This is a genomic window from Dactylosporangium sp. NPDC000244, assembly GCF_040300725.1.
Lineage (GTDB): Bacteria > Actinomycetota > Actinomycetes > Mycobacteriales > Micromonosporaceae > Dactylosporangium.
Genome location: NZ_JBEPEH010000001.1, coordinates 391,964 through 416,185, shown reverse-complemented (window position 1 = coordinate 416,185; position 24,222 = coordinate 391,964). Strand labels below are relative to the sequence as shown.

The window sequence follows — 24,222 nt, the reverse complement described above, 5'->3', positions numbered from 1 at the left end:
AAGCGAGGCATAAACCCGCCGCCGGACGTGGCCTTACGTTGTTACTTGTCACATGAAATCTACATGTTCCAGACCTGGAACTCCGAGATCTGCCCGGCGGGCCAGCCGGTGTTGGCGGTGATCGTCACGCGCCAGTACCGCTGCGTCGTCGCGGGGAACGTGAGCGTCACGGACGGGTTGAAGGTGTAGGTCCCCGAGGCGACGGTGGTGAACGAGGTGCCGTCGCCGGACGCGCTCAGCGTCAGGGTCTGGTTGCGCGCGCCCCACGTCGCCGGCAGTTGCAGCACGACCTTCGTGGCCGAGCGGGCCGAGCCGAGGTCGACCTGCACCCACTGCGGGAACGCGTTGTTCGCGCTCTCCCAGTAGGTGCCCTGGTTCGAGTCGGTGACGTTGCCCGAGCCGTACACCTGGTTGTGCGACGACTCCGAGGTGGCCCGCCCGGCCGCGAGGTTGGTCGGCGTGGGCGTGCCGCCGCCCTGCGTGAACTGGAGGCTGTTGAGGTTCCAGCCGCCGTTGTCCTGCACGAGCGTGAGCACCTGCTGGCCGGCCGGGAGCGTGAGCGTCGCCGTGGCGCTCCCCCACGCCTGCCAGTCGCCGGTGGCCGGCAGGTTCACCGCGCCGGTCAGGTTGGCCCCGGCCGCGTTCGCGATGTGCAGGGCGCCGGTCACCGCGCTCGGGGCCGCGACCCGGGCCGTGAGCGTGTACTGGCCGGCCGCGGCGACGTTCACCGTATACCGGAACCACTGCCCGCCGCTGGTCCAGCCGAGGTTGTAGCCGCCGCCGGTGTCCGAAGTGGACTCCAGGTCGACGCCGTCCGCGCGGTAGCCGTTGCCGGTGCCGTTGACCGAGTTCACGCTGTACGCGAGCCCCTGGCCACCGGTGTCGTAGTTCTCGGCCTGCACGGTGCCCGGGATCGCCGCGGGGGTGCCGCCGAACGGGGCCTCCACGGGGCCGCCGCCGCCCTGCCAGCTGTTGCCGCTCAGGGTGGCCGCGAAGCCGGCGGAGTTGTTGAGGTACGCCGTGGAACCGCTCTTGAGCCCGGTCACCGTGTTGCCGGTGATGCTCGCCGAGCCGCTCGGGGCCGGGTAGAACGGCGGTGCGACGACGACGCCGTTGCGGCCGGGGTTGGTGACGGTGTTGTTCTGCAGCAGCGTGTTCGTCGACTGGGAGAAGCCGATGCCGTCGTACAGCGAGCTCACGACGGTGTTGTTCGCCGCCGTGACGCGGTCGACGGCGCCGACGTTCTGCCCGTCGCCGCCGTTGCCGATCTGCAGCGCCGGCTGGCCCTGGCTGTAGCCGTTGCCGCCCGAGCGGGTCACGACGTTGTTGGAGACGGTCGCGCCGAGCAGGTCGCTGCCGTTGACGCCGAAGCGGCCGGCGCCGAGGCCGATGTAGCGGGCGGTGTCGCTGATCGCGTTGTACTGCACGTCGTGCCCGCCGCCGCCGTAGATCCCGATGCCCTTGCCGCCCCACGGCGCGACGATCGTGTTGTTGGTGAACGAGATGTTCGCCATCGGGGTGTAGTACGTGCGGTTGCCGTTGGCGTCGGTGTTGTAGTTCACCGAGTTGATCGCCATGCCGTCGTCGCCGGTCCCCCGCACGAAGTTGTTGGTGGCGCTGAGGTTGTTGCCGACCGAGTTGTTCAGCGACACGTTGTTGAGGTTGATGCCGTCGGCCCAGATGGTGGTGAGCCGGCTGTTGCGGACCTGGCCGCCGGTGCCGGAGGCCCAGAAGCCGGACAGCGTGTGCTGGGTCCAGATGTCGTCCGCGACCCAGTTGGTGCCGGTGGTGTCCATCGCGCCGCCGGCGCCGTCCACCGAGGCCCGGCTGGTGGCGTTGGAGTCGATGTGGAAGTCCTTCACCGTGCACGACGTGAGGTCGAAGACGGCGCCCAGGGGCTGCGGGTTCGGCAGCGGCACGGCCCGGTAGATCGTGCTGTACCAGGGCCCCGCGCCCGCGATCGTGATGCCGGTCGCGTGCAGGCCGCTGGTCCCCTTGAGGTAGAAGGTCCCGGCCGGGATCCACAGCGTCCTGGCCTGCGACTGCGCCTGGTTGATGCAGGTCTGGATCGGCCCGGTGCTGTCCAGGTTCGGGTTGTCCGCGGCCGCGCCGCACGAGGTGATCGAGATCGAGTTCGCCGGCTGGGCGATCGGGGCCGGGTTCTCCACGTCGACGACGTCGATGTCGTAGAAGGCGGCCGTGTTCGCCGCGTCGCGCTGCAGCGCGAAGGTCCCGCCGGGCGCGATGGGCGCGCCGGTGACGAAGGTCCGGGCCTCGTCGAAGAACACCCGCGGGTTCCCGTCGGCCGGGTTCTGGTCGGCGCTGTCGTTGTAGTGGTTGTTGCCCTCGTAGACCCACGACTGCTTCGACGTCAGGGTGAGCGCCTGGCGGTAGGCGCCGTCGACGTAGAGGTTCAGCGAGGCGGTGATCCCGCCGCCGCCGGGCGCGTCGGGGATGCTGGCGCGCACCACGATCGCGCTGATCGGCCGGCCGGTCGTGTTCGTCCACTGCACCTTCTGGCCGGTGGCGGCGAGGTGCGCGTACGCGTGGCCGGACGCCTCCAGGGCCGCGCTGGAGTACTGCGTGGTCGGCGCCGCGGTCAGTGCGACCGTCGTCGCGCCGCCGCCGAGGGTCCCGGCCTCGGCCTCGTAGCTGGTGAACGGTGTCGTGGCCCCGGCGGTGGCGGCCTGGGCGGGGGTGGAGGCGACGGTGAGCGCGGTGCCGACCAGGGCGGCGACGGCGAGGGGCGCCACCGCCCGCCGCGCCGCACGCATCGATGCTCGTGGCATGAGGGTGTCCTCTCTGGAACCTGCCCGCGTAGCGGCGCGCGCAAGTATTTGCAGAAAACACTCTCAGAGCTGACGCGTCAAGTACTCAATTTTTCAGTCCTCGATCCGCACAACGACGCGCGGCGAACACCGGTCCCGTCGTGCGCCACTAGATTGATCCGGGTGGAGGGTGTTCGGATCGGCGACGGGGCGCTCGGCGGGCGCGGGGTCTACGCGGCGCGCGACTTCGCCGCCGGGGAGGTCGTCGTCGCGTACCGGCTGCGGGAGCTCGACGCGGCCGGGTACGCGGCGCTCCCGCCCGGCGAGCACCTCTTCGTGCACAGCTACTGGGGCCGCCGCTACCTGTATCCGGCGCCGGCCCGCTACGTGAACCACGCCGACGACCCGTCGTGCTACCAGGACTTCGAGCGCGGCTGCGACGTCGCACTGCGGCCGCTGCGCGCGGGCGAGGCGGTGACGATCGACGCGACGCAGGAGACGGACCGCGAGCTGGCCACGTTCCTCGAGGCCTACGCGCGCTCGCCGGAGCGGCTGCCGGAGCTGGTCGACGCCGGTGCGGTGGCCTGGCGGCACGGGGTCGCGCTGCGCGGGCGTGACGCGGTGGTCGCCGCGCTGCTCCGGGACGACCGCGCGCTGCACGACGTCGCGTGGCTGATCGGCACCGGCCGCTGGGAGGCCCTGTGCTCCGCCCGGTGCGGCGAGCACCACCTGAGCATGCTGCTGCGGGTCGTGGCCGGCAACTGGCAGGTCGTGTACCAGCACACCGCCTGACGCCGGCGACGCCCGGAACCCGTCCGGTTCCCCGGGCGCCGGCGGGTTCCAACCGCCGCACGGTTCGCGGGGCGAATCCGCTCGACGTGCGAGAACGGATGGTCAATGTAGAGTGACCGCGTGGTCACTGCGGCGCTGACGTCGGGGGATGCACAGGCATCCGACTATTGCCACAAACGGGGCCCGGCCGAGGTCCGCTGCTTCTACGTGATCAATCCGCGCTCGCCGCACGGGGGCTGGGCACTGCGGGAGGTCGTCCGGCCGGCGTTCCTCGCGCTGCGCGCCGAATACGGGCTCTCCGTCGAGCCGCTCGCGTTCGGGGAGCTGCCCACGCCGCGGCCGGGCCTCATCACCTACGTCGTCTACGGGCCGACCGATCCGCTCGGCATGGGCGAGGACGAGAAGGCGTACCTCGCCGCGCTCGCCGCCGCCGGGGTGCGCACGAGCGTGCTCTCGGCCTACGAGCTGACCGCCGACGGGCAGGACCGGCCCGGCTACGAGCGGGCCCGCACCGTCGTGCCCGAGCTGTGCGACGAGCTCGACGTCAACGCCATCTACCCCGACGAGATCGACCGGCGGCGCGGAATCCGGACGAACACCTGGCAGGACGTGTACGTCAACGTCATCGGCGAGACGATCCGGGTGAAGTACACCCCGACGCGCAGCCTCGAACCCGTCGACACCGCGGCGCGGGAGCGGCTCGGCGCCAGGCACGCCGGGGAGATCGCGCACCTGGCCCGGGTGCACCGGGAGCACCGGCTCTGGCAGCGCAAGCCGTGGACGGACGGGTCGATCCTGTTCTCGCACGACGGGCACTGGTTCGTGTCGCAGACGGTCACCGACAAGACCCTCATGACCGCGGCCGACTTCGACCTCGTCACCTCCTACGACGAGGGGCGGCGGGCGCTGACCTACACCGGGCCGCGGCTGCCGAGCTCGGACGCGCCCGAGTACCTGATGCTGAGCACGCTGCTGAGCATGCACGGGCGGCGGCCGCGGCTCATCGTGCACTTCCACCACCGCGAGCTGACCCGCGGGTCCCGCCACCGCGAGCTGGTGACCGCCGACACCGTCGAGTGTGGACGGTTCGAGGCCGGGCGGCGGTTCTTCGCCGAGCTGCGCGCGAAGTCGACGGAGTGGTTCATCATCCGCGAGCACGGGATGGTGTGGACCGGCGACTCGGCCGCGGAGTTCGAGCAGTTCGTCCGGCGGGTGCTCCGCCAGGGGCGCCGGGACGGCTGATCGGGCTGGGCCGTTCGGCCAAGTGGTGTAGCCCGCGGGGATGGAACCTGCGCTCAGCCATCGGCGATGATCACCGTTCCACGGTACCGTGTGATGATCCGAGCACTGCGAGTGAGGTGACGACGTGGTGGGCACCGCGACCCTGGCCGGGCTGCAGGCCGGCGACCACGTCTGCGTCCCGTTCAGCGGCGACGACGTGCGCACCGGGATCATGGAGAGCTTCGTCCGCGGCGCCCTCGACGAGGGTGACAAGGTCATCTGCTGCACCGTCCAGGACGACCCGCGCGAGCTCGCCGCCGCGTTCGCGGGCCACGACCCGCGGATCTCCGACGCGCTCGCCCGGGGGCAGCTCATGATCGGCAGCGCCGCGGAGAGCTACCTTGCCACCGGGCGCTTCGACGCCGAGCGGACCGCGGCCGGCTGGCGCGGCGTGATCGCCCGGGCCCGCGACGAGGGCCACCCGGGCCTGCGGGTCATCGCCGACATGAGCTGGGCCACCGGCGCGGTGCCCGGCACCGATCGCCTGCCCTGGTACGAGGCCGAGGTGAACCGCATCTTCGCCGGCGGCTTCGTCCGCGGGGTCTGCCTCTACGACCGGGGCACGTTCACGCCGGCGCGGCTGCGGCGGTACATCGCCACCCACCCCGGCACCGTCGAGCCCGGCGATCCCCAGCCGCCCCAGCTGCGGATGCGGCACACGAGCGAGCCCCGGGGCCTGGCGCTGACCGGCGAGGCCGACATCGCGAACCGGGCCGCGCTCGCCGCCGTCCTCGACGGTCTGCGCGACGACCTGCCCGGCGACGACCCGCTCACCATCGACCTGTCCGGCCTGGAGTTCGCCGACGTCGCCGCGGCCGCCGCGCTCGTGCGCACCGCCCGCCGGGTGCCCGGTGTGCGGCTTGCCGGCGCGAGCCGGCGGCTGGCCGGGCTGCTCGATCTCGTCCGGCAGGCCGACGCGTGAGGGCCGGCGCCCCGGCCGGGCACCGCGGGTTCTTCCACGAGGCCGCCCTCTACCACTCCGACGAGGAGTTCCTCGCGATCGTCACGCCGTTCGTCGAGGAGGGCCTGGCCGCGGGCGAGCCGGTGGTGGCCGCGTTCGGGCCCCGCCGCCAGGCCCTGCTGCGCGACCGCCTTGATGGCACCGATGGCACCGGCGGGGCGGTGGACTACCTGGCCGGCGAGGAGCACTACGCGCGGCCGGCCACGGCGATCCGCCGGTACCGCGAGCTGCTCGCCGAGCACGTGGCCGCCGGGGCCGCCCAGATCCGCATCGCCGGGGAGATCCCGCACCTGGGCGCCGCGGGGCCGTGGGACTGGTGGGGCCGCTACGAGGCGGCGTGCAATCACGCGTACGACGACTTCCCGCTGTGGGGGCTGTGCATGTACGACATGCGCGTCACCCCGCCGGACGCGCTCGAGCAGGTGCGGTGCACGCACCCCTTCCTCGCCACCGCCGCCGGGCACCACCCGAACCCGGACTTCGCCGACCCCGCGGACTTCCTGCGCGGCCGCCCCTCGACCTGGCGCGACCCGCTGGAGCGCACCCGGCCCCGGCTCCTGCTCGTCGACCCGATGCCGGCCGAGGTCCGCGCCGCCGTCGACGCCGCGGGCGCGCACGGCGGCGTCGACCAGGCCGACGTGCGCGGGCTGATGCTGGCCGCGAACGAGGTCGTCACGAACGCGATCGTGCACGGCGTCCCGCCGGTCGAGGTGCGGGTGTGGACCGCCGAGCGGCGCATCCTGGTGCAGGTCAGCGACGCCGGCCCGGGCCCGCGGGACCCGCTCGTCGGCCTGCGCCCGGTCCGCTCGGCGACCGGCGGCCTCGGCCTGTGGATCGCGCACCAGACCTGCGCCTACGTCGACCTGCGCCAGGAGCACGGCCGGTTCACGGTCCGCCTGGTCGCCGGCCGGCCCGAGACGTGACCGCGCGGCGCGGATGCGGCCGGTCCGGCGCACCTACCTGACGCTCGTCCTGCTCAACGCCCTCGCCGTCTCCTCGATCTGGGGCGTCAACTCGCTGCTGCTGTTCGAGGCCGGGCTGTCCAACACCGAGGCCCTGGCCGCCAACGCCTGCTTCACGCTCGGCTTCGCCCTCTTCGAGATGCCGACCGGCACCGTCGCCGACACCCGGGGCCGCCGCGCGTCCTACCTGCTCGGCGGCGGGACGCTCACCGTCACGACGCTGCTGTACTGGCTCGCCTGGCGCCTGCACGCGGGCGTCGCGATCTGGGCGGTGGTCTCCGTCCTGCTCGCGCTCGGGTTCACGTTCTTCTCCGGCGCGACCGACGCCTGGCTGGTCGACGCGCTGCGGTCCCTGGGCTACGACGGCGCGCTGGAGCCGGTGTTCGCCCAGGCCCAGGTCTGCAACGGCCTCGGCTCCCTCGCCGGCTCCCTCGGCGGCGCGTTCATCGCCCAGGCCACGAACGTCGGCGTGCCCTTCCTCGTGCGCGCCGCGCTCCTGCTCACCCTCACCGCCGTGGCCTGGCGGCTCATGCACGACATCGGCTTCACCCCGAGCCGGGGCGGGCGCCCGCTCGCGCGGATGCGCACGGTCGTGTCGGCGTCGCTGCGGTACGGCTGGCGGCGCCCGGCCGTCCGCTGGGTGATGCTCGGCGCCTGGGCCGCGGCCGGCGTGTCCTACTACGTCGCGTTCACGATGAAGCCGTACCTGCTGCAGCTCGACGGCGACGACCGCGCCTACGGCCTGCTCGGGGTCGCGGCGGCGATGCAGGCCGTCGCGCAGACCGCCGGCGGGCTGCTGTCGCCGCTGTTCCGCTCGGTCTTCCGGCGGCGCGTGTCGGTGCTCCTCGCCGGGGCGCTGCTCAACGCGGCGGTCCTGGTCGCGTTCGGCATGGTCACCGGGGTGCCCCTCGCGCTGGCCCTGCTCGCCGCCTACAGCCTCGTCACCGCGGGCGTGCTGCCCTCGCGGCAGGCGTACCTCAACGGGCTCGTCCCGAGCGACCGGCGCGCCACCGTGCTGTCGTTCGACTCGCTGGTCGCCTCCAGCGGCGGGGTCGCGCTCCAGCCGGCCCTCGGCCGCGCGGCGGACGTGTGGGGCTACCCGAACTCGTTCGTCCTCGCGGGCCTGCTACAGCTCGTGGCGCTGCCGTTCCTGCTGGCCGCCCGCCGCCGCGAGACGCCGCCCGGGGCGAGCACCGGGGCGGATCAGCCGGTGACCGGGGCCGCCGGGTCGGTCACCGGGGGCAGGCTCGACCAGGGGAAGTTGATCCAGCGCTCGGTGTGCCGCCACACGTAGTCGCAGGTCACGGTCGAGCCGGGCTTCTCGTACAGCACGGCGCAGCGGACCTCGGCGACCCGGCCGGCGCAGAAGTCGCGCACGACCTCCAGCGTCGCGCCGGTGTCCGCCACGTCGTCGGCGATCAGGACCCGGGCCGCGGACAGGTCGGCGAGGTCCGGCCGGGGATCGAGGATCATGGGGGCGTCCAGGCGCTCGTCGACGCCGGTGTAGTACTGGACGTTGAGCATGTGGATGCTCTTGACGTCCAGGGCGTAGCTCAGCGCGCCGGCCACCAGCAGGCCGCCTCTCGCCACGCTCAGGACCAGATCCGGGCGGAAGCCGTCGTCGGCGATGGCCTGCGCCAGCTCGCGGGCCGCCCGGCCGAACGTCGGCCAGTCGAGCACTTCACGGTCCTGCTGCTCCATCTGGCGGAGCATACAGATCACGGGTGAACCCGCGGATCAGTGGTGAGCCCGGGTGGGAGCGTCGGGGTGCCGCGGGGCGGGCGCCAGGGTGACGACGTCCAGGGGCGCCGGCACGAGCGCGGTCTCCAGGCGGGAGGACTCGGCGGCCTGGGCCTGGGTCATCAGGTCGTCGCCGCCCTTGAGGGCGATCGCGCCGCCCGTCAGCGTGATCAGCAGCGCGCCCCAGGCCAGAGCCGGGGCCCGGCGGCGACGGGCGTGTCGTCGCCGGGGCGGCTGCTGCGGTGGGTTGAGGTTGACCGGGCTGACGTGGCGCGGGTGATACGTGGGTTGGGCGGGCCGCGGCGGGATCGTCGAGCGCCGCGGCGGGGCGGGCGGGATATAGGCGATGGGGATGACCCGGACGTACGGGCGAACGAGGGCCGGAGGCATGCAAGGAACGTAAGCCCCATCGGCCCTCGCCGATCCTGTTCGAGCCGGGTGAGCAGACGAATCACCCGGCTCCTCACCCGTGTCGCTCAGCCGAGCGCGCGGAACTCGTAGATGCGCGTCGCGGCGTCCGTGGTCTGGGTCGGCGTGCCGACCGTCAGGCGGACGTAGCGGCCCGACACCGCCACGGGGTGCGCGGTGTTCGCGGCCGTGTTGTTCGTGACCGTCACGGCCCTCGTCCACGTCGTGCCGTCCGTGGACACGTCGATCGTGAAGGCCTTCGTGTTCCAGTCCGCCGACTCGCCGCCGGCCTGGGCGTGGGCCACCTCGAAGCGGCTGATCGACCGCGTCGCGCCGAGGTCGACCTGCAGCGTCGCGTTCGCCGACACCGAGCAGTACTTGTCGCCGTTGCCACCGTTCACCGTGCCGTTGACCGCCTTCTCCGGGCCCTCGGCCGACGCACACGCGGCCGAGCCGGTCGCCGGGCGGTTGAGGGCCCAGTTGGTCAGGGCCGGGCCGTAGGCCTCGAGCTCGTAGATGCGCGTGGCATTGTCCGACGTCTGGGTCGGGGTCGTCACGTTGAGCCGGACGTAGCGCGCGGTCGTGGCCGGGATCTGGTGTGTCGTCACGGGATCCGCGTTGTTCGTGACCGTCACCGGGGTCGACCAGGTGCTGGCGTCCGTCGACGTCTGGATGGTGAAGGCCTTGGTGTTGTACGCCGCCTGCTCGCCGCCCGCCCCCGCGTGCTTGACCACGAAGCGGTTCAGCGTCTGCGCGGAGCCGAGGTCGACCTGCAGCCAGGCCGAGCCGCCGCCGGAGCAGAACTTGTCGGCGTTGCCCCCGGTCACGCTGCCGTTGACGGCCTTGTCCGGGCCCTCCGTCGTGGCGCACGCGGCCGAGCCGGTCGCGGCCTTGCCCTGGGCCAGGTTCGGCTGGGCGGCCGGCGGGGTGGTGTGGTTCGCCGACGGCGGCGTGTCGCCCGCGGCGGTCCCCCACGCACCCGGGGTACCGCTGACGCTGTAGTTGAGGGACGCGCCGTGGGCGATGTCGGCCTGGGACAGCCAGGTGCGGGTGAACGCGGTGCCGTTGAGCGTCGCGGTGCCGATGTAGCGGTTGGCGTCGGTTACGCCGGGCGCCGCGATGGTGATCGTGCCGCCCTGCTGAGACCCGAGCGTGCCCACGGTCACCTTGGCCGACGGGAACTGCGGGGTGCTGACGCCGTAGAAGTTCGCGCCGTTCATGAGCGGGTAGAGGCCCAGCGACGCGAAGACGTACCAGGCCGACATGGTGCCGAGGTCGTCGTTGCCGGTGACGCCGTTGGGCCCGTTGGCGAACAGCGTGTACGCGGCGCGCAGGACCGTCGCCGTCTTGTACGGCTGGCCGGTCCACAGGTAGGTGTAGGGCGCCAGGAGGTCCGGCTCGTTGTTCGGGTTGTAGGTCGTGAAGCTGTAGTAGTCGTAGGCGCCGTTGACCCAGGTGTTGTGCGCGGTGCCGGACGGGTCGCTCAGCAGGCTGTTGTAGGCGAAGAACTGGTCGAGCCGCGTGTTCGCCGCCGCCTTGCCGCCGAGCAGGCCCACGAGGCCGTCGGGGTCCTGCGGGACGAGCCACTGGTACTGGTACGCCCCGGCCTCGTGGAACGTGTGCGCGCCGTCGGTCGGCGAGTACGTGCCCGCGAACACCCCGTTGGCGTTGCGCGGCCGGAAGAACCCGATCGACGGGTCGAAGAGGTTGCGGTAGTTCTGGCCCCGCGCGGCGAGCACGTCCGCGTCGGCGGTGTGCCCGAGGGCCCGGGCCATGATGGACAGTGCCGAGTCGGCCGCCGCGTACTCCAATGTGGACGAGCTCGGGTACTGGCAGTCGTGGTCGAAGGAGTTGGTCGGGTTGCACGTGACGCCGGTCGGGACGTAGCCGAGCGCGGTGTAGTACGGGTTGCCGTTGCGGCCGTTGAGCCCGGTCGCCGCGGGCGGGGTGCCGAACGCGTTCTTGCGCAGCGCCGTGTAGAACTGCTCCTCGTAGCCGGACAGCAGCCCGCGCGACCACAGGTCGGCGAGGAACGGGGTGACCGGGTCGCCGGTCATCGTGTTCGTCTCGGTGTTGTCCAGCGCCCACCGGGGCAGCCAGCCGAGCTCGCGGTCGACGGCGAGCAGCGACAGCGCCGAGTCGCGGGCCACCTGCGGCTCCAGCAGCGCCACGAGCTGGTTCTGGGCGCGGTAGGTGTCCCACAGCGAGAACGTCTGGTACGGCGTGTAGCCGGACGCGGTGTGCACGGCGTTGTCGAAGCCGCGGTAGCTGCCGTCGACGTCGCCGGCCAGGTTCGGGTGCAGCAGGGAGTGGTACAGCGAGGTGTAGAAGGCCACCTGCCGGTCCGTCGTCCCGCCGTCGACCTCGGCCTTGTGCAGCTTGGCGTTCCAGGTGTCGTGGGCGGCCTGCCGTACCGTGTCGAAGTTGAAGCCCGCCGAGGAGGTCTCCGCGCTCAGGTTGGCCCGCGCGCCGGGCAGGCCGGTGTAGGAGAGCCCGACCTTCACCGTGACCGAGCGGTCGGAGCTGGTGTCGAAGCGCACCCAGCCGCCCTTGGCGCCGCTGCCCGACGAGGCCCGGGAGCCGCCCGTGAACGTGGAGCCCGACCATGTGCCGAACGACGCGAACGGCCGCGAGAACTGGGCGGTGAAATAGACCGTGTGGGCCGGCGAGGAACTGCAGAACCCGCCCACGGTCACGGATCCCTCGACGGTGTCGCTGCCCACGATCGACACGCTCGAATTGCTCGCGCCCTGGGTCTGGCCGCGCGCCTGGGCCGTGTTGAACAGCACGTTGGACTCGGTGCCGGCCGGGAACGTGTACCGCTGCCAGCCCGTGCGCAGCGTCGCGCTCAGCTCCGCGGTGACCCCGCTGGGCAGCCCGAGCCGGTAGTAGCCCGGCGTCGCCTGCTCCTGGCCGTGGTTGAGCCCCTGCCCGTAGGTGTTCGGGTCGTTGCTGTTCACCGCGCCCACGGTCGGCATGAGCGGCACCTCACCGGCGACGGGGCAGCCGACGCCGGACAGGTGCGTCTGGGAGAAGCCCCAGACCTTCGTGTGGTCGTAGTTGTAGCCGGTCCCCCACCCGGTGTCGGGGCTCACCTGCACCATCCCGAACGGCAGCGCCGCACCGGGGAACGTGTTGCCCTCCTTCTGCGTCCCGATCAGCGGGTTCACGAGACCAGTGAGGTCGGCGGGTACGGCGGCCCGGGCGGGCGCGCCGAGGGCGGTCACGGTGACGGCGGCGGCGCATGCCGCGGCCAGGACGTTGCAGAGCAGCCTTCTCACGTCGCTCCGATCGATGCACCGGCGAGGGGCCGCCGACCGCCGAATCGACGCTCGTGAAGGTTCTCCCATCCCAGGGAGATCTGTCAATACTTAACAATTACCCGTGCCGGGCCGGCACCGTGGTTCGGTGCCGGCCCTGGTCACACCGCCGATCAGACGAACTTGAACCAGTCGAGATCCAGGACGTCGGCCGAGTCGCCGACCTTCGTCACCGCGGTGATCGAGGTCGTGCCGGCGGGCAGGTTGCTGACGTTGAAGGAGATCTCCTTGTACGTCGTCCAGCTGCCGGTGCCCAGCAGGCCGGGCGCCGCGATGACCGGGCCGGTCGCCGAGCCCGCGTGGAACTCCAGCGTGAAGGCCTGGCTTGCGGGGCGGCCGGAGGAGTACCGGAACGTCACCATGTTCGGGTTGCGGCCGCCGAAGTTGACGCCGTCGTACTTCATCCAGTCGTTGTTGCTGGTGTAGCCGACCTCCTTGCCGCCGCTCGCGGTCGCGGTGGTCACGATCTGGGTGCCGCTCTGGCTGTTGTACGACTCCGCCTCGATCGTGGCGTAGGCGTTGCGGTTACCCGGGTTGGTCGGCGGGGTGCTCGTCGTCCCCCCGGTCGGACCGCCCGTGGTGGGCTGGGTCGTGCCGCCGCCCCAGTTGGCGCCGCGGCCGGCCAGGGTGCCGTTGACGAAGATCGAGTTCTGCAGCTCGCGCTTGAAGTTCGCCTTGATGTTGGCGTTGTCCTGGATGCGGCTGTTGCCCCAGTACCCGTCGGTGCAGTTCGGCGAGCCCGCGGTCGCGCCGGGCGGGCAGGCGAACTGCGTGATCGCCTCCCAGTTGCTGTTGATGTAGGCGGCCGCGCGCAGCACGTCGGTGTTGGCGTTGACGTAGGCGAAGTACTGGTCGAACCAGCTTCCGATCTTCGTCCAGTCGCCGCCCAGGGAGACCCGGTTGTTGACGTTCGTGCACGACGCGTCGAGGTTCGCGGTGCGGTACGCCTGCGGCGTCGCCTCCGAGATCATGGCCGGCTTGTTGTGCGAGCGGGCGAAGGCCAGCGACCGGTCGTAGAGCGACTTCGGGCTGCTGGTCGTCGGGGTGTCGCAGGCCCACTGGTACTGGCGGAAGTTGCCGTCCCAGTAGAACGTGCTCATGCCGATCCAGTCCACGACGTCGTCGCCGGGGTACCAGTCGGCGAGGTGGTTCGGGTTGCTGAAGTCGAACTTGTAGGTCGGGTCGCCGTCCTTGGGGTAGGTGGCGCTCTGCCAGACGGTGGCCACGTTCGCGGCGCCGAGGGCGTCGATGCGCTGCTTCACGACCCGGAAGGCCTGCTTGTAGAAGTCCGTGTTGTAGCAGTTCCACGGGCCGTCGAACTCGTAGCCGACCCGCAGGTACACGGAGCGGTTGGTGTTCTTCAGGTACGTGATGAGGTTGTCGAGGTTCTGGCGGTACTGCTGGCCCGGCGCACCGGCGATGTCGGCGTCCGGCCGGTTGATGATGGCGCGCAACGGCTGGTTGTTGCAGCCCGGTCCGTCGGCGAGGTAGAGCCCGACGGCGACGGCCGCGCCCGGGTACTGCGACAGAGTCTGGCCGAAGTCGGTGACGTTGCCGTTGAGGTTGCACGTTCCGGAGAGGCCGTTGCACACGCCGGGGGTGATGTTGGTGTACAGCGTGACGCCGCCCGGCCGCGGGAAGCTCGCGTCGGCGTCGAGGACCTCGGTCTTGTAGGCGGACAGGTCGGGGGTGTTCTGGCCGGCCAGGAACAGCACCTTGCCGTTGGCGGGGAGGTTGCGCCCGGCGACGGCGGAGGCCGGGAGCGCGTTGAGGATCGGCACGGAGAGGGCGGCGGCTACGGCCAGCCCGGCTCCGAGCAACACTCTCGTACGGGACATGGAGGGTGTGTGCCTTTCGTTTAAGCGTTGGCGAGACGCCAGGTTTGGTTGGACTGCGGACCGGTGCCGCACGTCCAGATCTCCAGGCGGGTTCCGTTCGTCGTTCCCCAACCGGTTGCGTCCAGGCACTTGCCGGACTGGGGGTTGAGCATGGTGCCGTTGGACTGCGTGATCCAGCGCTGCGCCCCGTTGCCCAGGCACGTCCACTGCTGGACCTTCACGCCGTCGGCGGTGCCGTTGCCGGTCACGTCGAGGCACTTGCCCAGGCCGTTGACCCACGCGTCACCGTTGCGCCGCCAGGTCTGCCCCGCGTTGCCGAGGCAGTCCCAGAGCTGCACCGCCGCCCCGTCGGCCGTGCTCACCCCGGCCACGTCCACGCAGCGGTTCGAGCCGACGCCGATGATGCGGTTGGCGGTCACCGGGTTGTTCGCACACGTCGTCACGAACGCGCGGTCCACGAGGCCCTGGCAGAAGCTCGCCTTCGCCGCCGGATACTGCGACAGCCGGCCGTCGACGAACCAGGTCGAGTTCACCGGGAAGTCGAAGCTGCCGTCGTTGACGCCGTCCCAGCCGTAGCGGAAGTCGAGGTCGATGTAGACGGCCGCCTTGATGACGTTGCTCAGGTCGTAGGAGCCCTGCAGGTTCGGGATCGGCCCGTTGTAGCTCATGAGCCCGAACAGGCGCTTGACCCACGTGTTGCCGCGGTCGGCCTCGAGGCCGGAGGTGTCCGAACCGTTGTCGGTGAAGTTCATCATCCCCGACTCCGACACGATCATCGGCTTCGCGTGGTCCTTGCTGAACTTCATCATCTTCAGCACGTTGCCGTCGTAGTCCCAGTTCTTCCACACGGCGGCCTGGTTGCCGTTGCTGTCGGTGCCGATGTAGGCATTGCGGCACTGCAGGGCGGCGGTGTCGTAGTTCTGCGGCGGGGTGCCGTTGTAGAGGTAGCCGTTGTCGTAGATCGGCAGGCACAGCTCGTGCGCGAACACGGACACGCCGACCCAGTCCACGACCCCGTCACCCGGGTACAGGGCCTCGTACTCGCCGCGGACCGGGTGGTAGACGTACGTGACGTTGTCCTGGCGCTTCGCCCCGTCGATGAGCTGACGGATCTTCGCGAACGCCCCCTTGTAGGACGCGCACGACGCGTCGGTGCAGTGGTAGAAGCTCGACACCTCGTAGTCGAGGCGCAGGAAGAACTTCGCGTTCGGGTACTGGTTGACGAACGCGATGAGCTGGTTGAACTGCGCCGCGTACTGCCCGGCCGCGAGCTCCGCGGTGACCTGGCGGGAGCGGGCGGCCTTGGCCTGCTCGTCGCCGCCGGTGAAGCCGGGCGGGTTGTCCTTCCAGGACACGCCGACCTGGATCATCCTGCCCTGCTGGGCCAGGAAGGTCGCGTAGTCCTTGTGGCCCTGGTTCACCCAGGTGCCGGACTTGACCTCGTAGTAGACCGAGCCGCCGCTGGGGGCGGCCCCGAACGATGTGTAGTCGTCCCACGCCGTTTTCGTGGACTGTCCCACGAACAACAGCCGTCCGTTCCCCGGCGCAAACGTCGAGGCGGTGGCGGCCGCCGGTACCGCTGCGGACAGCGGCACAATGAGCAGAAGGACGACGAGGAGGCGTCGTACCATGCCGGTACGCTACGAACGCGCCCGACAATTCCCGTAGCGTTTTCGAAAGACTTCTGAACGTTCCACGCGCCCCGTCGCGGCCCGATGACCTTGCGTAATACCTGCGCGCGGAGCCGGCCGGCCGTGCGGCTCAAGCCCGCGTCTCGCGCTCCAGTTCCTCGAGCTGTTCGATGAGGCTCTCGACCTTCGCGAGGTTGTCGGCGGCACCGGCTCCAACCGTCTGGAAGTCTCGCCGAGCGGCCTGCGCATACAGCAGTGCGTCGCCGATGCGGCCGTCCCGGGCCAGGGCGATCGCGACGTTCTCGCGACTCAGCCCGGCGCTGAAGGCGTCGCCGCTCGCCTCGCCGTAGTGGATGGACTGCTGATAATGCGGGATGGCCTCGGCGTACATGCCGGCGTGGGAGTAGACGTTGCCGAGCTGGGTGTGCACGATGTCGCGCAGTTCGATGGCATGGTGGGGCAGCAGGCCGAGCGCCTGCCGGTAGTAGTGTCCGGCCTCCTCGAGGTGCGTGGCGAGCGTCGCCGCGTCGGCGTTCTCGGCTCGCGCGATCTTGAACCGTTCGATGGCGAGCCGGCCGAGCTGGCTGATCACCGACGCGCGGTGCAGATCGTCCTGCGCATCGCCGGGTTCGAGGGCGCTGCGGAACCAGAATTCGGCACGATCCAGGTCTCGGCCGTCGGGTATGTCGATGTACGTCGTCCCGAGCAGGACCGCGGCGTTGGTCTGGTCGGCCCGCCGTTGCAGGCGGGTCAGCAGTTCGTGGGCGCGCAGGCAGTGATCGCGACATTCCGGGTCGCGCTGCAGAAACAGCACGCGGCCGATGCGAAGCTCCAGGACCGCGAGGTCCCGCAGGGCGTGCCGGTCGGCCGCGGAGTGCTCGGCGTCGGGCCGGCCCACGGCGTCGCGGCTTCGCTGTGCGATCAGGTCGAGCTGGGACTGCAGCAGACGGGTAGCCGTCGCGAACTCGCGGGCGCTCTCGGCCAGCGCCGCCCGATATCCGGTGTGCACCATCCACTCCGACTCCAGACCGGGCCGGGCTCTTCCCGCGGAGTCCGCGAACACGTCCGTGAGCTCGACGACCAGCCGCGCCCACTCCCGTCGCCGGCCGGTCCGGTCATACAGCAGATCAAGGCCTTGCATGCAGCCGATGAGGTCGGGCCATCGCTCCTCCGCCCAGGCGAGCGCGCGAGCGTGCAGCAGATTTCCCTCGTGCACCTGGGCCAGCCAGAATTCACTGGCACCGCCGCCGTTCTGCAGCACATGGCCGAAGTACCCCATGGCGCCGACGTACGCGGCGGTGGAGGTCGCCCGGCCGAACCGGCGAAGGAACCACGGCAGGGCCGGATGAATGCTGTAACAGCGCCGGCCGAGGGCGGTGAGCAGGCCGAGATCGGCCGCCCGGTCGAGCAGCGCGACCGCGGACTCCAGGGTCAGCCCGGGAATCTCCATGGCCTCGAGGACGTCGGCGAAGACGGTGTCGCGGAAGTGCTGCAGTGCGCTGAGCTGCTCCAGCTCCGCCTCCGTGAAGGCCTTCGCGAAGCCGTAGTTCAGCGACGCCGCCAGGGAGTGGGTGCGGCCCTCGGCCTCGTCGTCCTCCAGGTCGGCCTCGCCCGCGCGGAGTTGCTCCACGAAGGCCCGCAGGTCGGTCACGTTCTCGCGCAGGGCCTGGTTCACGGCGATCGTCACCGTCATCGGGTTGCCGGCCGTGTAGCGCAGCAGCGGCCGCCAGTCCGAGACGTCCGCGATGTCGTGGCCGTGGCGCTCGGCCAGGGCCTTGGTCAGCTGGATCATCTCCCGCATCGGCATCGCGGGCAGCCGGACGCGGCGCGGCAGCGTGTCGCCCAGCCAGGCTCGCTCGTCGCGGCGGGACGTCAGCAGGGCCCGGCCCCGCGTCGCGGCCAGGTCGCGCAGGAAGTCGGCCAGCTCCACCTGCTCCGGCGCGGTCCAGGCCGACTCCGTGCCGGCCGGGAAGCCCGCCACCGGCTCCACGTTGTCCCAGATCCACAGGGCCGGCACCTGGCGCATGACCTGCAGGGCCAGGTCGCGGCGCACGGCGTCGTCGTTGATGGCGTTCCACTCGATGCCGTTGGCCGCGAGCAGCGGGCCGAACACCATGCCCCAGTCGCTGAGCAGCGACGACAGCGGCTTGTAGTGCTCCAGCGACGAGAAGACCACCGGGCCGCCGCCGAGGCCGCCGGTCTGGGCGTACCACCGGGCGAACTCGGCCGCCGTCGTGGTCTTGCCGCTGCCCGCGTAGCCGTGCAGCAGGACGATCCGGTGGCGGTCGAAGGCGCGGTCGAGGGCCAGCAGGGTCTCGTCGCGGCCGAAGAAACCCGCGTCCGGGCGCCTCGGCAGGCCGTCGGCGCCGGCCGTACGCTCCAGCGACACCCTGATGGCGGTGCCCTGGGCGCCGGTCAGGACCGGCAGGGCCGAGGACTCGTACACGACCGGCACGGACCAGTCCTGCAGGGGGCGGGGCTCGTCGGTGATGACGCGGCCGGGGCTGGCCCACAGGTGCTTGCGGCCCGCCGTCACCGCGGAGCCGAGCGGGCGGCCGGCCAGCAGGGCGGAGTACACGTCGGCGACGAACTGGGCGGCCGTCACCACGTACACGTTGTAGCGCATCGCCACGACGCCGCCCACGCCCTGCTCCGCCACCTCCAGGGCCAGGGAGCCGTAGGCGCGCACGCGCCCGTGCGGGTCGCCGTCGCCGGTCTGGGGCTCGTCCGGGGCCTCGGTGTACGCCGACCGGCACGCGTTCAGCAGCAGCACGCCGACGCCGGTGCGGGCCAGCAGGGCGCCGAGCGCCGAGCCGCCCACGAGGGACTGGTTGGACGGGTGGTCCGGGTCCTCGAAGAGCAGGTAGCCGTGCGGGCCGGCGGGCGCGCCGCCGGGCGTCGAGAACCGGTTGCTGTTCAGGCCGCCGACCGCGCCGTCGGCCAGCTCGGCGGCGTCGACGTAGGCGCCGTGGCCGTCGAAGTGGACCGCGTGGTACGGGCGGCCCTCCCGGTCGGCCGCCTCCAGGACCGCGGTCAGCTGCTCGAAGGTCGGCGGGCGCAGCACGTGCACGTCCAGCACGTCGGTGGCGCCCTCGCCCAGGCGGATCAGGTGGCTGGCCACCGAGCGGAACGGGACGTCGGCGCCGCGGGCCGGGCGGCAGATCACGAGCAGCAGGCGCAGGCGGTCCGCGGTGGCGGGCGGACGCGGGCGCACGGCGGCGCCGCGATGGACCCGCACGAACGATTCCACCTGTACCGCCAGATGCTGCCCCGTCTTCGGATCGCGCAGCAGCTCCCAAGGCAGGGTCGCGGCCCCCTCCAGATCGGCGGCGATCTCCACGCGGACCTGGCCGAGCCGGTTGCGGATGCCGGCCCACGCCTCGCGGGCGTTCTGCGAGGCGAAGATCTTCTCGAAGAGCTCGGTGCCGAGCTCGGTCATCCGCTGCTCGACCCGCGCCGCGATCGTCGGGGCCGGGTCCAGCGGGTACTCGAGGTAGTCCTCGAGGTACCAGCGCAGATCCTCGCGGTCCGAGGCGGTCATCTCGAAGGCGAAGTCGCTCGTGCCCTCGGCGACGCCGTCGCTGACCGCGACCCGGTACCGGCCGTCGGGCAGGACGGACTGCTGCAGGTGCAGAACCACGGCCACCATGAGCAACAACTCGAACACCACGGCGCGACAGAGACAACCGCCAATCGGACAAAGCCGTCAACCGAGCATCCGTTGCGTACCGGCTCGGCGGCGCGGAAGCATGGCCCGGTGAAGCTGCAGCCCGCCAAGTACCAATGCGCCGACGACGGCACCGACCTGACCGCGCTGGTGCGGGAGGCGCTCGAGGAGCGCACGCCGGCCTCGTTCGGCGGGCGGGACTTCCGGGTCATCGTCACCTGCCCGGGCGGGGCCGAGGCCCACCAGGTCGGCTGCACCGGCAAACGGCTGTGAGCACGGCCAGGAGCACCCCCGTCAGCGCCGGGGACCGGCTCTGGCTGGCCGCGGCCGAGGAGCTGACGCCGGCCAGGTCGCTGGCCCGCATCGACGAGCGGGCCAAGCAGGTCGTGACCTCCGTGAGCCTCGTCGGCACGCTCGTCACCGGGGCCGGGCTCGTCGCCGGCACCCGGTACGACCAGGGCGGCTGGGGCCGTGGCCTGGCGATCGCCGCCGTCGGCGCCGCCGTCCTGGCCGTCGTGACGGCGCTCGGGCTGCTGCTGATGCGCCCGCCGAGGCTCGGCGTCGCACTGCAGGACGTGGCCGAGGTCCGCCGCATCTACCTCGGGCAGTTCCAGCGGGCCTACGTCGCCGTCGCCGCGGGCGCCCTGCTGCTGCTCGCGCTGCTCCTGGCCGGGGCCGCGGCCGTCGTCGTCCTCGCCGGCGGGCCGCGCGCGGCCGGGCCCGAGCTGTCGGTGACCGTCACCGGCACCGGGGCCGACACCCGCGTCGCCGTGCGGGCGGAGCTGCACGAGGTCGCCGCCGGCGCGACCGTGCGGGCGGAGGTGACCGGGGTGCCGAGCGCCGGGGCCAGGGTCGTGCTCGGCCGGCAGGTCATCGTGACGCGCGGCGCCGGCCCGGTCACGCTCGTCCTCGACGCCGTCCCGGCCGGCGGCTACGCGGCGGTCGAGGTGCTCGTCGCGGCACCCGGCCGCACCTGTACCGCAACCATCGGGCCTGACGCCACCCCGAAGGCAGCCTGCATAATGTGAGCCGCTCACACATACGGGGGACAAAGCGATGAAGACAACGATCCGGGCCGCCATCTCCGTGGTGCTGCTCGCCGGGTTCTACCTGCTGGCCGTCGCGCTCATCGGCGGGCTCGGCTGGGCCACCGTCTGGCTGTGGACCGAGCACCCCGGCGCGGCCGCCGGCAAGCTCGCGTTCCTCACCATCGCGGTCGCGGCCGGGCTCGTGGTCGCGTTCTGGAAGATCCTGACCGCCAAGCCCGGCGAGCCCGAGGGGCTGGCACTCGCGCCGCACGAGGCCCGCGGGCTCTGGGACACCGCGCACGAGCTCGCGCACCAGGTCGGCACCCGGGCGCCCGACGAGATCCGGCTCATCCCGGAGGTCAACGCCGCGGTCGCCGAGCAGACGCGCTTCCTCGGACTGGCCGGGGGCCGCCGGATCATGTACGTCGGCCTGCCGCTCCTGCAGGCCTTCACCGTCGCCCAGCTGCGCTCGGTCCTCGCGCACGAGCTGGGCCACTACTCCGGCAGCCACACCAAGCTCGGCGCCCTGGCCCACCGGGGCCGGATGGCGATCGTGCAGACCATCAGGCAGGTCGGGCCGAGCAGCCTCGCCGGGTTCGTGTTCCGCACCTACGCGCGGCTCTACATCCTCGTCGAGCAGGCGGTGAGCCGGCGCATGGAGTACGAGGCCGACGAGTTCTCCGTGCGGATCGCGGGCCGGACGGCCGCCGTGAGCGCGATGCGCGACCTCGCGGTCGTGGACTCCGCGTGGAACTTCTTCGTCGGGCGGTACGTCACCATCGGCTGGGACGCCAAGCTCGCCCCCCGCGACGTCTTCGGCGGATTCGCCCAGCTGCTGCAGGGGCGCTCCGGCGAGCTGGCCAAGCTGCGCGACTCCGCCCCGCCGGAGGAGAAGTCGCGCTGGGACTCCCACCCGCCGATCGCCGACCGCATCACCGCCATGCAGGCCATGCCCGACCCCGGGGTCGCCACGGACGATCGCCCCGCCGCGGTGCTGCTCGCCGACCCGGCCACGCTCGCCCAGCGGCTCCAGCAGGCCGCGCTGAACATCGAGGACAAGACGCTGCTGCCGTGGGACGAGCTCACCGACGCGGCCATCGCGGCCCGCGCGCAGCGCGACGTCGACACGCTGTTCCGCGCCGCGGCCCGGATGGGCGGCGCGCCGCAGGGCGACCTCGCGCTGGTGCTGCACATCCTCGAGCGCGGCGGGGCGGCCGACCTCGGCCGAGCCGTCGAGCCGCACGGCAGCCCGCGGGAGCAGCACGAGATCCTCGTCGACCGGATCGACTCCGCGATCGGGCTCGCCGCCCGCGCCGGGGGCCTGGGACGCTGGAAGCACTCGTGGACCACCGGCGCCACCTTCGCCCGCCCCGACGGCACCGAGGTGCCGACGATGGAGATCTCCCGGCTCGCCACCGCCCCGGAGACGATGGCCGAGGCCCGCCGGCGGCTGGCCGAGTTCGGCGTCGACGTGGCCGCGGTCCGGCAGCTCTCGGCCGTCGCCACCGCGGACGGGGCCGAGGTCCTCGGCGGCATCGCGAACATGAACGCGCCCGGCAAGCTGCACTTCGACGTGCTGCTGCTGACCAACGGCCTGCTGCTCGTGCCGGGCCCGAAGTCCACCGACAACGGCAAGCAGCGGCTCGCGCAGATCCTGCAGTCGGCGCCGGTCGCGCAGCTGGCCCGGCAGCACCGGTTCGTGGCCTACGAGGACGTGCGCTCCGCCGAGATCCTCAAGAACGTGCCGATCAAGGTGCGCCTGACCATGCACAGCGGCGACGTCCTGGAGCTGGCCGAAACCTGGACCGGGGAGTCGCTGGACAAGAACGACCGGGAGCTGCTCGCCGCCGCTCTGAACCCGTACGTGACCGTCACCTCGGAAAAGAGGTCCTGATCACGACGCCGTCGAGGTCCTCGCCGCGGCGACCGGAGTAGGCCCGGGTCACGGTCGTCGTGTGTGACGCCACCCGGCTGGACTTGAGCTTTGATGGACCCTCGATCTCGGCCGATGGTCCGCGGGCGCCGGCGCGCCCGCAACGGAGCAGCGTGGTCCGGACCGCGGGCGGTCAAGGGGCATTGGGCGCGGTCCGTGGGTTTCGTGCCGGGTCCGTCGTGGTCATCATTCGGTGGTCCCGGTCCGGGGGCGCCTGCCGCGAAAAAACAGGCTGCCGGCCGCGGCGCCTATGGTGGCATTCATGCGTCAACGCGTCGCGACCGTGGCGGGTCTCATCGTCGGGGTGGCCTTCCTGGGGCTCGGCGTGCTGTGGCTGCTCGCGTTCGTGCCCGGCGTCGGCGTCGGCGGCCGGGTCGCCACGACGGAATGTGGCACCGGACTGCCGCGTCACGGTCCGACGTGCTGGGGGGACTTCGTCCCTGGCGGTGGTGGTTCGCCGCGGCCGGTGACCATCGACGGCGTCGACGAGGAGGGCGTGACCGTCCCCGCGGTCATGTACCCGTGGGCCCCCGACCAGGCATTTCGCCCTCCGGGTGCGCTCGCCGCGCTCGGGTGGACGGGCGTGGCCCTCGCCGGGGCGGCCGTCCTCACCGTCACGGTCACTCGCCTGGTCCGCGTCCGGCGGCGCTGAGCACCGTTTTCGCCGATCGTCCGGCACGGCACCACACGGTCCGCTTGAATAGGGGGCAATACGACCCCAAAGGTGCAGAATGTACCGATCACGTGTCAGCGTGCCTGTGCTCGTCGCGCTGACGAGCCTTGTTGTTCTCTCGTCGTCGCTGTTCGGCGGGCGGCCGGCGTTCGCCGAGCAGGCCGTGGACAGCGTGCTGGTCACCGGTACCGGCGAAGTCTCGGGCGAGCCCGACACGCTCACCGCCGACCTCGCGGTCGAGACCAGTGCGTCCGCGGTCGACGAAGCCCTCGACCGCGCCAACGCCGCGGCCACCCGGATGCGGGACGCGCTGGTGCGCGCGGGGCTGACCAGAGCCGACCTCCAGACGTCGAACGTCACGGTCAGTTCGCAGCGCAACGACGACGGCGGCGTCACCGGCTACACCGTCGGTCAGGGGATCACCGCGACGATCCGGGACCTGCCGCGGGCCGGGGCCGTCATGTCCGAGGCCATCGCGGCGGGCGGCGACGCCGCGCGGCTGAACGGGGTGCGGTACGCCATCGAGGACGACACGGCGCTGCTCACCGAGGCCCGCAAGCAGGCCTTCGCCGATGCCCGGGCGAGGGCCGAACTGTATGCCCGTGAGGCCGGCCGGCCCCTCGGCCGGGTCATCAGGCTGAGCGAGGTGCCGGCCGGCGACGTGATTCCGGGTGGCCGGGACTACCGGGCAGGGGCGGGCGCACCGATGCCGATCGAACCGGGGCGGCAGCGGCTGACCGCGACCGTCACGGTGGAATGGGCCCTCGAACCGGCATCGGTGTGAGCACGCTCAGTCGGACGGGATCAGCCCCACCGAGGCGCGCAGCGAGCCGTCCATCTCGAGCGGCACCGATTCGTGCTCGTGCGTCACCAGCCAGCGCCCGTCGATGCGGCGCAGCCCCAGGGTCACCCGGAACCACATGCTGAAGCCCTCGGTCGAGCCGCGCGGCACCGCGGACAGGCGGTCGAGGCTGGTCGCGAACGCCACGTCGCCGTCCGCGGTGATCTCCAGCCGCGTGACCTCGCGGCGCGGCGGCACCTCGAAGGTGGCCATCCACGACTCCAGCGGGGCCGGGTCCCGGCCGTCGCCGGGCTGGCGCAGCGGCGGGGCCAGGGTGTACTCGACGAAGCTGGACGCGTAGTACGCCATGATCGCCCTGGCGTCACCGGTCTCCAGCAGCGCGGCTTTGCGTTCGATGACGTGTCGGATCTCATCCATG

At 72.0% G+C, this 24,222-nt stretch carries 18 protein-coding genes; 10 read left to right on the top strand and 8 right to left on the bottom strand.

All coding sequences use genetic code 11. The features are described from left to right. Window positions 1–59: 59 nt before the first annotated feature. Window positions 60–2,789, bottom strand: coding sequence for a carbohydrate-binding protein (locus ABT369_RS01930; RefSeq protein ID WP_350609621.1), 2,730 nt, complete (start codon window positions 2,787–2,789; stop codon window positions 60–62). Between the two features lie 162 nt (window positions 2,790–2,951). On the opposite strand from ABT369_RS01930, the gene ABT369_RS01925 reads away from it, so the two are divergent. The 5 genes from ABT369_RS01925 (at window position 2,952) to ABT369_RS01905 (ending at window position 8,058) form a co-directional block, all read left to right on the top strand. Further along, window positions 2,952–3,560: an SET domain-containing protein-lysine N-methyltransferase gene (locus ABT369_RS01925; RefSeq protein ID WP_350609619.1), complete on the top strand. Its 609-nt coding sequence runs from the start codon at window positions 2,952–2,954 to the stop codon at window positions 3,558–3,560. 120 nt (window positions 3,561–3,680) lie between these two features. Further along, a complete protein-coding gene (locus ABT369_RS01920) occupies window positions 3,681–4,802 on the top strand; it encodes a hypothetical protein (protein ID WP_350609617.1) in 1,122 nt (373 codons plus the stop codon). A 124-nt stretch (window positions 4,803–4,926) separates the two neighbouring features. Further along, entirely contained in the window at window positions 4,927–5,763 is an 837-nt protein-coding gene (locus ABT369_RS01915) for an MEDS domain-containing protein (RefSeq protein WP_350609615.1), read from the top strand. Then, a complete protein-coding gene (locus ABT369_RS01910; RefSeq protein WP_350609613.1) occupies window positions 5,760–6,725 on the top strand; it encodes an anti-sigma factor RsbA family regulatory protein in 966 nt (321 codons plus the stop codon). Before ABT369_RS01915 ends, ABT369_RS01910 begins: the two co-directional genes overlap by 4 nt. Before the next feature lie 13 nt (window positions 6,726–6,738). Beyond that, window positions 6,739–8,058 (top strand): MFS transporter, encoded by a 1,320-nt coding sequence (locus tag ABT369_RS01905; protein ID WP_350609611.1) that lies wholly within the window; start codon window positions 6,739–6,741, stop codon window positions 8,056–8,058. Here ABT369_RS01905 and ABT369_RS01900 read toward each other — a convergent pair. From ABT369_RS01900 to ABT369_RS01875, 6 genes are all read right to left on the bottom strand, one after another. Beyond that, the gene (locus ABT369_RS01900; RefSeq protein WP_350609609.1) at window positions 7,968–8,465 is read right to left on the bottom strand and encodes a phosphoribosyltransferase; all 498 of its coding nucleotides are present in this window, start codon (window positions 8,463–8,465) and stop codon (window positions 7,968–7,970) included. The two genes, ABT369_RS01905 and ABT369_RS01900, sit on opposite strands and share 91 nt — an antisense overlap. A 36-nt stretch (window positions 8,466–8,501) precedes the next feature. Further along, window positions 8,502–8,894 carry a hypothetical protein gene (locus ABT369_RS01895; protein ID WP_350609607.1) on the bottom strand — a complete coding sequence of 131 codons (393 nt, stop codon included), beginning with the start codon at window positions 8,892–8,894 and terminating at the stop codon, window positions 8,502–8,504. An 86-nt stretch (window positions 8,895–8,980) separates the two neighbouring features. Beyond that, window positions 8,981–12,193 (bottom strand): GH92 family glycosyl hydrolase, encoded by a 3,213-nt coding sequence (locus tag ABT369_RS01890; protein WP_350609605.1) that lies wholly within the window; start codon window positions 12,191–12,193, stop codon window positions 8,981–8,983. A gap of 152 nt (window positions 12,194–12,345) precedes the next feature. Further along, on the bottom strand, window positions 12,346–14,070 hold the full coding sequence (locus tag ABT369_RS01885) for a carbohydrate-binding protein (RefSeq protein WP_350609603.1): 1,725 nt from the start codon (window positions 14,068–14,070) through the stop codon (window positions 12,346–12,348). A gap of 20 nt (window positions 14,071–14,090) precedes the next feature. Beyond that, window positions 14,091–15,701, bottom strand: a complete 1,611-nt coding sequence (locus ABT369_RS01880) for a ricin-type beta-trefoil lectin domain protein (RefSeq protein WP_350609601.1) — start codon at window positions 15,699–15,701, stop codon at window positions 14,091–14,093. Window positions 15,702–15,831: 130 nt separating this feature from the next. Then, complete coding sequence (locus ABT369_RS01875) at window positions 15,832–19,350, bottom strand: CHAT domain-containing protein (protein ID WP_350609599.1); 3,519 nt, start codon at window positions 19,348–19,350, stop codon at window positions 15,832–15,834. Window positions 19,351–19,458: 108 nt separating this feature from the next. Here ABT369_RS01875 and ABT369_RS01870 point away from each other — a divergent pair, with 108 nt between their 5' ends. The 5 genes from ABT369_RS01870 to ABT369_RS01850 all read left to right on the top strand — a co-directional run bounded on the left by ABT369_RS01870 (window position 19,459) and on the right by ABT369_RS01850 (window position 23,786). Further along, window positions 19,459–19,641, top strand: a complete 183-nt coding sequence (locus ABT369_RS01870) for a hypothetical protein (protein WP_350609597.1) — start codon at window positions 19,459–19,461, stop codon at window positions 19,639–19,641. Continuing rightward, entirely contained in the window at window positions 19,638–20,396 is a 759-nt protein-coding gene (locus ABT369_RS01865) for a hypothetical protein (RefSeq protein WP_350609595.1), read from the top strand. The genes ABT369_RS01870 and ABT369_RS01865 overlap by 4 nt, the downstream gene beginning before the upstream one ends. Window positions 20,397–20,424: 28 nt before the next feature. Beyond that, a complete protein-coding gene (locus tag ABT369_RS01860; RefSeq protein WP_350609593.1) occupies window positions 20,425–22,290 on the top strand; it encodes a M48 family metalloprotease in 1,866 nt (621 codons plus the stop codon). Between the two features lie 301 nt (window positions 22,291–22,591). Continuing rightward, window positions 22,592–22,981 (top strand): hypothetical protein, encoded by a 390-nt coding sequence (locus tag ABT369_RS01855; RefSeq protein ID WP_350609591.1) that lies wholly within the window; start codon window positions 22,592–22,594, stop codon window positions 22,979–22,981. A gap of 100 nt (window positions 22,982–23,081) precedes the next feature. Continuing rightward, window positions 23,082–23,786 carry an SIMPL domain-containing protein gene (locus tag ABT369_RS01850; protein WP_350609589.1) on the top strand — a complete coding sequence of 235 codons (705 nt, stop codon included), beginning with the start codon at window positions 23,082–23,084 and terminating at the stop codon, window positions 23,784–23,786. A 6-nt stretch (window positions 23,787–23,792) separates the two neighbouring features. Here ABT369_RS01850 and ABT369_RS01845 read toward each other — a convergent pair whose 3' ends face one another. After that, window positions 23,793–24,221, bottom strand: coding sequence for a nuclear transport factor 2 family protein (locus tag ABT369_RS01845; protein WP_350609587.1), 429 nt, complete (start codon window positions 24,219–24,221; stop codon window positions 23,793–23,795). Window position 24,222: the final 1 nt, after the last annotated feature.